Source organism: Boudabousia tangfeifanii (assembly GCF_001856685.1).
GTDB classification, from domain to species: Bacteria; Actinomycetota; Actinomycetes; order Actinomycetales; family Actinomycetaceae; genus Boudabousia; species Boudabousia tangfeifanii.
This window is the reverse complement of record NZ_CP017812.1, coordinates 565,829-575,160: the sequence shown is the minus strand read 5'-3', so window position 1 is coordinate 575,160 and position 9,332 is coordinate 565,829. Positions and strand designations below refer to the sequence as shown.

Below are 9,332 nucleotides of genomic sequence, written 5' to 3'. Positions count from 1 at the left end.
TCGTTACTTTTTGGCTTGGTCGCCAAGAGTACTTTTGACTTTTTTCGAAACCTGAACGTCTGGGCGACGCAAGTAGAGTGGTTCTGTGCCAAGTTCTTCAGCTCGCCCATTTGCTAGTCGAGCATTTACGATGCGAGCCGCCACTGTCACTGGAACTGTAGGAACACTGACCGGCGATTCATTTTCCAGTTCTGGGTAGAGAGCCAAACCAGGACCGACTCGCCAAACGTTTTCTGGCAGTGTTTCATGCAAGGAGGCGGGCTTATCTACCTCAAAGTCGCCAATCTGTTGTAAGTCGTCTGTGCCGAGGGCGGAGAACTGTGCGGCGTAGAGTTCTTTGCGTCGAGCATCGGCTAAAGCGACAACTTGGCTTTCTGCGGGAAGTTCATCTAGCGCTGCCCGAGCAATCATTTCTAGGGAGGAGACGCCATAAACCGGTACGTCACAGGCCTTAGCTAGTACCCGGGCAGTGATTAGTCCGGCGCGAAGACCAGTGTAGGGTGCCGGGCCTCGACCAACAACTACCGCGTCGAACGCCCCTTTTAATGGTTCCCCACTAGCAATGCCGCAGACTTCCCGAATGAGATCAGTCAACGATTCGGCATGCGCACGCGCAGAATTGGAAGCAGCTTGGGAAAGTACCCGCTCACCTTCAACTAGCGCTACCTGCGAACCAGCGGAAGTGTCTAGACATAGCAATTTCATTTGTTTTCCTCCGACTTGAGCGCAGTGGCAAGGATATTAAGGTCTTCTTCGCTCCAACGGTCAGAGCATGGGGTAATCACAATGTCACGGCTGCCATCATCAGCTTCTGCTAGGTCAACCACTTCACCTTCGGTGGCGACAGTAAGGTCTCCCCCGGCACGACGAATTTCAATTTCGAGACGGTCTTCGCTCATCGCTTCAGTTTTGCCTTCGCCCCATTCCACTACGGTGACGGCGGTATCTAGACTGGCATCAAGATCGAGAGTTTCTAAATCGTCGAGGTCGTTGATTCGGTAGGCATCGGCGTGAATCAGGTTTGGGCCATTGGGGTTGGGGTGCTCGCGAGCAATAATGAAGGTAGGGGAAGCAACGCGGCCTCGTACCCCCATGCCTTCACCTAAGCCTTGTGTGAAGGTAGTTTTGCCTGCACCCAAGCCACCGCTCAACATGATGAGGTCGCCGGCACGCACAATTTTGGCTAGGGCTTGACCGACTGCCCGGGTCTGATCGGGATCTTTAGTCTTAATGACTAACATGCAAAACTCCTTCTAGTGTGACAACCTGCAAGCACACTGCATCTATTTTACTCACTTTGGGTGGCGAAGGAAGGGATTATTTGGTGAGGGTGGGAACTCTTGGTACGCGGGCCCCAATGGAAGTGAGGATTTCATAGCTAATCGTTTGAGCTGTTTTTGCCCAATCGTCGGCATTTGCGGCCTTCTGTTCGCCCCCAAATAGGACGACTCGATCTCCTCTGGCGGCGCGGGGTTGCTCGCCATGACCGAGGTCGATCATGAACTGGTCCATGCAAACGCGTCCAATGATCCGCGCCGGGATGGCCTCACCCTCGTGATAGACCGTCACCCACGCAGTATTGGACTGGAGACGAGAGATACCATCGGCATAACCGAGGGGAACTAGCCCTACCCAGGTAGCTCGTTCTGCCCGCCAAGTAGCGTTATAGGAGACGCCTTGCCCTGCCGGGATCTGTTTTACCGACATCAATGGCGCTGCGAGGGTCATTACCGGCGTCAAATCAGTAGGTGAACCTGGGTGGGCGGGGTTCGGCGAATAGCCATAGAGGCCAATCCCCCAACGGATCATGTCAAAATGGGCTCTAGGATGCCACAGCCCACCACTAGTGGCGGACAGGTGGCGACGAACCGGTGAGAGCCCAGCAGCTTTTGCCACCTCAATCGCCGCTTCAAAGTTATCGATTTGCTGGTTTGTTTCAGCAATCGCTTCTGGGGCGGGGTCATCGGCGCTTTGCAAGTGTGACCAGATGCCTTCCAAACTGACGATTCCAGTTTCCACGGCTGCTTTCGTGGCAGCAACCAGCTCTGGCCAATGTTCTTTGGTGGCGCCGGCGCGAGAATTCCCTACGTCAATCTTTAAATGCACGCGCGCTGGTTTCTTGGTGGCTTCGTCCTCGGCCAGCAAATCATGGTAGGCCAAGAGCAACTCATCGAGTTCAAAAGTGTTAGAGACCGAAATATCTAGTCCGGCTGCGATTGCGGCTTTCCGCGCCTTTACTCCGTTAGCCCCTGAAGGAAAAATCCAGGTGAAGATGCGTGGCCCATTCGCCTCGTGACAACTCGGCAAACCGATCTGATCGAAGTAGGCATGCAAGTTTAAGGCTTCTTGCACTTGAGCTTGTCCTAACCATCGTACCCCTTGATCCCATGCGGCTTTGGCAATCAGTTTTGCCTCATGCCCATACGCGTCGGCTTTCACAATGGCTAGTGGTTCAGCCTGGGGTGCGTGGGCTTGCAAGGCGGCAAGATTTTTAGCGAATGCGCTCAGGTCAATTTCTGCTTGTCCCGCATAAAGCGAAGAGGGTTCGGTCATGGCTTTAAGTCTGACTCAAAGTGACTAAGGGAGCAAACCGGCAGGTGCGAAAGTTCTTAAATGGTGTCAAAATAACTCCATGCATTCTCGCGAAGAACTTTCAGCGGCTGTCAGAGCGATTAGTGACGCCGAGTCCTCCCTGTTTAATCGGTCCAGCGTGGACTCGCCTTATCGGCCTTTTTCTCGCGAGCAGTGGTCGACTTTAGCTAAGGCCACTCCCCTGCCGTTAACTAACGAGGACGTGGCTCGGCTGGCCGGCTTGGGCGACCCGATCGACCTTGCCGAGGTCGACGCGATTTATCGCCCACTTTCTAAGCTGATTGAGCTGCATGTTACAGCCCACCGGGAACTAGCGGCTAGCCGCATGAAGTTCCTCCAGGCTTCTCCCGATTTCCAGGTGCCCTTCGTGGTGGGCATCGCCGGTTCGGTGGCAGTTGGCAAGTCCTCGATTGCGCGCGTTTTGCGTGACTTGCTTTCTCGCTTCCCTTCCATGAGCAACGTGGCCATGATTACCACTGACGGCTTCTTGTACCCAAACAAGGTGTTGGAAGAAAAAGGCCTGATGGGCCGCAAGGGTTTCCCAGAGTCTTATGACCGCCAAGCCCTTTTGAGTTTTTTGGCGAAAGTGAAGGCTGGATCAGGTAAGGTCAATGCCCCGGTTTACTCGCATGTCACCTATGACGTGATGCCGGATGAATTTATCGAGGTCGACCGTCCAGATGTGCTCATTATTGAAGGTATTAACGTGCTACAGCCGCCGCGTTTGACCCCGGATGCGCATCAGCCAACGATTGCGGTTTCTGACTATTTCGATTTTTCGATCTTTATTGATGCGAATCATGCTGATGTTGAGCGTTGGTATATTGACCGGTTCCTTGAGTTACGGAAGACGGCCTTCACCCGCGAAGACTCGTACTTTAAGGCTTACGCCGATCTTGACGATCAGACAGCGATCTCTTTGGCGAAGCAGATTTGGACCGAGATTAACTTGGTGAATTTTGTCCAGAACATTCGCCCGACTCGTACTCGCGCCGATTTGATTCTCTCGAAGGGTCCCGACCACCGGGTCCAAGAGTTGCATTTGCGCAAGCTCTAGCTTTTTCTTGTGCCTTGCCGAGGGCGGGTTCTGGTTTGTCGCCTAGCCGAGGGCGGATTCTGGTTTGTCGCCTAACCGAGGACGGACATTGGTTGCCATCCTACCGAGGGCGATTTCTGGCCTAGTTGTGGGCGGTATTTTCTTCTACCCCGCAGGAAGTTTTAAGCCTCTGGAGCTGGTACGATCTCAGCTTCTTCTTCGGGTGCTGCCGCGACCGTGGGCACCTGCCGGCGCATCATAATCCGCTGGAGGATTTGATCAATAATGAAGCCAAAAGTAATACCGCAAGCGATGCCGATGAGCATTCCTAGCAAGGGATTGTGTTGCAGCATTTTGCCTGCAGTCCAGCCGATCATGACGCTGAATGAGGTCCAGAGGACATCAGCGATTAGCATGGTGGGGATAAAACGGCGTAGGTGGAAGCGGGCAGCACCGGCGGTCATGTTGACGGCTACACGACCCACTGGGATGAAGCGGGCAGCTAGCAGGTAAGAGGTACCTCTGCGATTGAGGGCCTCGCGTGCTTTTGCCAGTGCACTGGGAGTGGCGAAGCGACGGATTACCGGGATTTTTTCAATGGGGAGCCAACGACCCACATGGTAGGCACCGAGGTCACCGAAGAAAGCTCCAATAGTGGCAGCGATAATCACGGTCCAGAGCGGAACGGTTTCACCAGTGTGCGCTAGCGATGAGAGCGCAATGATGAGCGTTTCTGAGGGCAGGATCGGAGCGAAGCCATCAATGAAACAAAACAGCGTTAGGATTGGCAAGATAGCGTAGCTACCTGCCCAGTGAAGGACATACTCCATCACTATGTTCATCCAATAATGCATATCTTCCTTCGGGGTGGTGACAACAAGAAATGCCCGTTTTCACGGTGAGCTTTCGCAATAGTTTCGCAGAAATTACGACTTTTAGGCAAGCGAATATGCTCTAAGCTGTGAAAACGGGCATCCTTAATCAGAGAGCTAGTCGATGTGCCACCACGTCAGCTAGACGGGCGGCGGCAGCATCGGACTCGGTTTGGGTAGCTGCTTCCACCATGACGCGAACCAATGGTTCAGTACCCGAGGCGCGCAGCAGCACGCGGCCGGATTCACCGAGGAAGTCTTCGGTCTTCCGGATCGCGGCTTGTAGTTCTTCGTCATCGATGCGGTTCTTGTCGACATTCGGCACGTTGATGAGAGTCTGTGGTAGACGCTTTACGAAGCTGGTGAGGTCCTTGAGGGACTTGCCTGAACGCTTTACTTCACGGGCAATCATCAGGGCGGTAAGTACCCCGTCACCGGTGGTGGCGTAGTGGGCGTTGATGAGGTGGCCGGATTGTTCGCCACCTAGCTGGTAGCCATTAGCTAGGATCGATTCGAGGACGTAGCGGTCACCAACACCAGTCTGCACAGTCTTGATGCCGTTTTCCTTCATGGCTAGGAGCAGGCCGAGGTTCGACATAACGGTTACCACTAGGGTATCTTCCGCCAAACGTCCTTCGTTCTTCAGGCCGAGGGCGAGCATACCCATAATTTGGTCACCATCAATGAGGTTACCTTCGTGGTCGACGGCAAGGCAGCGGTCAGCGTCGCCGTCGAAGGCTACGCCAAAAGCGGCCTTGGAAGCGACGGTAACTGCTTGTAGCTGTTCTGGGTGGGTTGAACCGCAGTCATCGTTGATGTTGCGACCGTCTGGGGATGCATTCATCACGACGACGTCAGCACCGGCTTCACGCAGAGCTTCTGGGCCAACGAAGGAGGCGGCACCGTTTGCACAGTCAACGGCTATGCGAAGACCCTTTAGCGGAGTACCACAAGCGGCTACCAAGTGTTCAATGTATGCGCGGTCGGCGGTAGCTGGGTCGGTTTCAATTTCACCCACGCCGTCGGCGATTGGGGCCTCCCAGTCGCCACTTTCCAACAAAGCCTGAATCTGGTCTTCCACGGCGTCATCAAGTTTGAAACCGCCACGGGCGAAGAATTTAATGCCATTGTCAGGCATCGGGTTGTGGGAAGCGGAGATCATAACACCGAGGTCGTAGTCTCCAGAAGCCATGAGGTAGGCAACCGCAGGAGTAGGGACGACCCCAATGCGGATTACGTCCATCCCTGCTGATGCGAGCCCAGCGGCAATTGCGTGGGAGAGGAATTCACCAGAAACACGTGTGTCGCGACCGATGATGGCCTTTGGCTTGTGCTCGTCTTCGAGACGCTCCGGGGGTAGGGTCGAAAGAATGTGTCGGGCAGCTGCCTGGCCTAGTTCCAACGCTAGGGTGGCAGTGATGTCACGGTTTGCTAGTCCTCGCACCCCATCGGTGCCGAAAATACGAGCCATTTGTTTTCCTCTCATAGGTCTTTTTGTTCATTGTACTGCGCTAAAACTATGTTTTATCACAGTATCCGTTGGAGATAGCTCAACTTGTGAGCAAATAATCCAAACCCGTTGCAATATCTTGCTTATTTAACGGTGGTTATTGAAACCTTTGAGCATAGAGGCTTTGGGGTTTCACGAAGATGTTTAAGCGGCACGGTATGAGCAGCCGGATAGTTTTCTTAGAAAAAAGTGGTGGGCTGTCGGTAATCGACAGCCCACCACAAAAAGCAGTTTTGCTTAACGCTTCGAGAACTGAGGGGCACGACGTGCCTTCTTCAAACCAGCCTTCTTACGTTCAACCGCACGGGCGTCACGGGTCAAGAAGCCAGCCTTCTTCAAAGCAGGACGGTTTGCTTCGCGATCGATTTCGTTCAATGCGCGGGCAATACCCATACGTAGGGCGCCAGCCTGACCGGAGATGCCACCACCGTGGATCCGGGCAATAACGTCAAAGCGTCCTTCGATGTCCAATAGGGTGAATGGGGCGCGAACTAGCTGCTGGTGCAACTTGTTCGGGAAGTAATCTTCCAAAGTGCGGCCATTCAACTTCCATTCGCCGGTGCCGGGAACCAAACGGACCCGAGCAACAGCTTCCTTACGACGTCCCAGGCCTGCGCCCGGTGCCGTCAACGACTGACCGCGGCCGGCAGGGCCTTCCTCGGTCTGCGACGTGTACGAGCTAGGAACTTCTTCCAGCTCTTCAATCTCGACGGTGGTCTCAGCCACTGTAATCCTCGTTTTCTATTCCGGGCCAGTAAATTACTGGGCGACCTGGGTAATCTCGAATGTTTCAGGCTTCTGAGCAGCGTGCGGGTGTTCCGCACCTGCGTATACCTTCAACTTACGCATCTGGGCGCGCCCTAGCTTGTTCTTTGGAAGCATCCGTCGAACAGCTAGTTCAATAGCCCGCTCCGGGCGAGTAGCCAACAAGTCACGGTAGGAAACCGCAGTCAAGCCGCCTGGGCGACCTGAGTGACGGTATGCAAACTTGGTGTCAGCCTTGTTACCGGTCAAAGCAACCTTGCCGGCGTTAATAACAATCACAAAATCGCCCTGATCCGAGTGGGGGGCAAAAGTTGGCTTGTGCTTCCCACGGAGCAGAACGGCGACGTGGGACGCTAAACGACCTAGGACGACATCTGTCGCGTCAACGACATACCACTTTGGGTTGGCGTCCCCAGGCTTCGGTGAATAAGTGCGCACGCTTGCAGCCTTCTTTTCATCTCTAGCGGGATCGCGCGGTTTCGCGGATCCTCTATTTGTAAGTTACAGTCTCGCATGTGTAGCGGTTTTTACTTAACGAGTGGGAACATTAAGTAAACTCTGTGCATACACACAACTCGACTAGTTTAACTGGTTGTCAGCTTTTCGACAATAGATCGGCTGTGTAAATGCTCTCACCTTCAAGCAAATCGAAGCTCTTGCCGCTTAAGTCGCAGTGTTTTGCCATCTTCGGCTCCGCGATGTTTCGATTTCAGGGGAGCCGCCAGTTTCCCGTTTATTGGACAACACTTTCCCTCTATCCGGATGAACCCAATTTTCCCCTAGTCGGGATAAGGATCAACCCAAATCTCCCCTAGCGGGGCCCGTCTTGTTTCGGCTTGACTGTTAACGCTTTAGTCGCATTCTTCGCAGGTTCTTAGCCTTCTGGCTGCTTTTGCCTGCTCAGCAAGGGCTGTTTCCCCTTCTGGGTAATCGACTTTGGTCAAGGTGAGTCCTTCGGGTGGCGCTAGTGGTGCTGCGTTATCGCGCGAGGGCTTTGCAATCAATTCTGCCAGGTAACCTACTGGCCGTTTTCCAGACCCCACAAATACTGCTGCCCCTACCAGTGAGCGAACTTGAGAATGACAAAAAGCATCCGCATGCAAGTCGGCTACCACTACCCCATCGGCTAGTCGCGTGAACTCGAACTGGTAGAGCGTCCGAATGGTCGAGGCGCCCTCGCGCGGTTTGCAAAAGCTCAAAAAATCATGTTCGCCTAGGCAATGGGTGGCGGCCTCGTTCATTTTTGCCAAATCGAGTGGCACCGCATTCTTCGTAAGCCAAGTGGTGTTATGCCGCTGCGTGGGATGCTGGCAGGTCAGTTGATCGGCTAGTCGATACGAATAGTGCCGACCGAGGGCAGAAAAACGGGCATCAAAACTCGCTGGCACCAGTTGAGTTTGATAAATGACGACGTCACTACCGCTCCCTTGAGAGGTTCGTTGTAGCAAACCGTTTAGCCGGCGGGTTAACGCAACGCCGGGGTCATCAACTCCATGTCGTGGTTTAAGGCGCGCCCATTCGTCCTCGGTCAGATCGAAGCAAGCGACTTGACCCGAGGCGTGCACTCCCGCATCGGTACGTCCAGCTACAGTTAAAGCGATCGGACGTTGCAAAATCAAGGCAAGTGCCTTTTCGATTTCGCCTTGTACCGTTCGCAAACCCGGCTGCGCCGCCCAGCCGTGAAAGTCGGTACCGTCGTAGGCGAGATCGAGCCGAACTTTGCGGGTAGTTTCCATGGCTTGGATTATACCGTAGGGGTGCATTGCCGTTAGAATCTTCTTGAAGGGAAGGACTGATTAACTTGCGTACTTTGGCGATCGACTGTGGTGGCGGCGGGATTAAAGGCTCCGTCCTCGACCAAGCGGGAAAAATGCTAACAGAGCCCGTGCGCACACCAACTCCTTATCCGCTGCCCCCTACCCTACTAATTTCTACGATTCAAGAACTTGCCGCCCAGCTACCTGCTGCCGATCGGGTGACGGTAGGAATGCCGGGGATGATTCGTCACGGCGTCGTGATTAATACGCCGCATTACATCAATCGAGAAGGACCGAGGACGCGTCCCCTTCCCGAGTTGATCACTCAGTGGGATCACTTTGATATGCAGGGGGCTTTGGCCGATAGTTTGGGCCTCCCAACCTTGGTTTGTAATGACGCCGAGGTTGCCGGCGCTGGCGTGATTGGCGGCCAAGGACTCGAAATGGTCATTACTTTGGGAACCGGATTGGGCAATGCGGTATTTGACAATGGCCGTCTAGCGCCGCATGTGGAATTGTCACAAGGCCCGATTAGATGGGGCCTCACCTATGATGACTACATTGGCGAACATGAACGTCTGCGATTGGGTGATACTCATTGGTCACGCCGCATCTGGCGAGTGCTCACGGCTTTGAAACCGATGTATGTTTGGGATCGCCTCTATTTGGGTGGGGGTAACAGTGTACATCTCACCCCGCTTTACCTGGAACGTCTGGGGGATGAAATTGAGATTGTCCCAAATAGTGCTGGAATTTTTGGTGGAGTCAGAATCTGGGACGCGATGGGTTAAGCGAAAGCT

The 9,332-nt window shown here is 54.1% G+C and carries 10 protein-coding genes; 2 read left to right on the top strand and 8 right to left on the bottom strand.

The annotated features are described in order from the left end of the window. Positions 1 to 3: 3 nt before the first annotated feature. The 3 genes from tsaB to alr form a co-directional block, all read right to left on the bottom strand. The gene (tsaB, locus tag BK816_RS02230; RefSeq protein ID WP_071163727.1) at positions 4 to 705 is read right to left on the bottom strand and encodes a tRNA (adenosine(37)-N6)-threonylcarbamoyltransferase complex dimerization subunit type 1 TsaB; all 702 of its coding nucleotides are present in this window, start codon (positions 703 to 705) and stop codon (positions 4 to 6) included. Beyond that, the gene (gene tsaE, locus BK816_RS02225; protein ID WP_071163726.1) at positions 702 to 1,241 is read right to left on the bottom strand and encodes a tRNA (adenosine(37)-N6)-threonylcarbamoyltransferase complex ATPase subunit type 1 TsaE; all 540 of its coding nucleotides are present in this window, start codon (positions 1,239 to 1,241) and stop codon (positions 702 to 704) included. Before tsaE ends, tsaB begins: the two co-directional genes overlap by 4 nt. A gap of 76 nt (positions 1,242 to 1,317) precedes the next feature. Further along, a complete protein-coding gene (gene alr, locus BK816_RS02220) occupies positions 1,318 to 2,553 on the bottom strand; it encodes an alanine racemase (protein WP_071163725.1) in 1,236 nt (411 codons plus the stop codon). A 79-nt stretch (positions 2,554 to 2,632) separates the two neighbouring features. On the opposite strand from alr, the gene coaA reads away from it, so the two are divergent. Next, positions 2,633 to 3,649 (top strand): type I pantothenate kinase, encoded by a 1,017-nt coding sequence (coaA, locus tag BK816_RS02215; protein ID WP_083378995.1) that lies wholly within the window; start codon positions 2,633 to 2,635, stop codon positions 3,647 to 3,649. Positions 3,650 to 3,810: 161 nt separating this feature from the next. On the opposite strand, the gene BK816_RS02210 is transcribed toward coaA, so the two are convergent. From BK816_RS02210 to truA, 5 genes are all read right to left on the bottom strand, one after another. Then, on the bottom strand, positions 3,811 to 4,470 hold the full coding sequence (locus BK816_RS02210) for a DedA family protein (RefSeq protein ID WP_170299649.1): 660 nt from the start codon (positions 4,468 to 4,470) through the stop codon (positions 3,811 to 3,813). 139 nt (positions 4,471 to 4,609) lie between these two features. Next, on the bottom strand, positions 4,610 to 5,971 hold the full coding sequence (gene glmM / locus BK816_RS02205; protein ID WP_071163723.1) for a phosphoglucosamine mutase: 1,362 nt from the start codon (positions 5,969 to 5,971) through the stop codon (positions 4,610 to 4,612). Between the two features lie 276 nt (positions 5,972 to 6,247). Then, positions 6,248 to 6,736 carry a 30S ribosomal protein S9 gene (rpsI, locus tag BK816_RS02200; protein ID WP_071163722.1) on the bottom strand — a complete coding sequence of 163 codons (489 nt, stop codon included), beginning with the start codon at positions 6,734 to 6,736 and terminating at the stop codon, positions 6,248 to 6,250. Positions 6,737 to 6,769: 33 nt separating this feature from the next. Then, positions 6,770 to 7,213 (bottom strand): 50S ribosomal protein L13, encoded by a 444-nt coding sequence (gene rplM / locus BK816_RS02195; RefSeq protein WP_071163721.1) that lies wholly within the window; start codon positions 7,211 to 7,213, stop codon positions 6,770 to 6,772. A 413-nt stretch (positions 7,214 to 7,626) separates the two neighbouring features. After that, complete coding sequence (gene truA, locus BK816_RS02190; RefSeq protein ID WP_204377200.1) at positions 7,627 to 8,511, bottom strand: tRNA pseudouridine(38-40) synthase TruA; 885 nt, start codon at positions 8,509 to 8,511, stop codon at positions 7,627 to 7,629. A 59-nt stretch (positions 8,512 to 8,570) separates the two neighbouring features. Between truA and BK816_RS02185 the strand changes: the two genes are divergently transcribed. After that, the gene (locus BK816_RS02185; RefSeq protein ID WP_071163719.1) at positions 8,571 to 9,323 is read left to right on the top strand and encodes an ROK family protein; all 753 of its coding nucleotides are present in this window, start codon (positions 8,571 to 8,573) and stop codon (positions 9,321 to 9,323) included. Positions 9,324 to 9,332 lie beyond the last annotated feature (9 nt).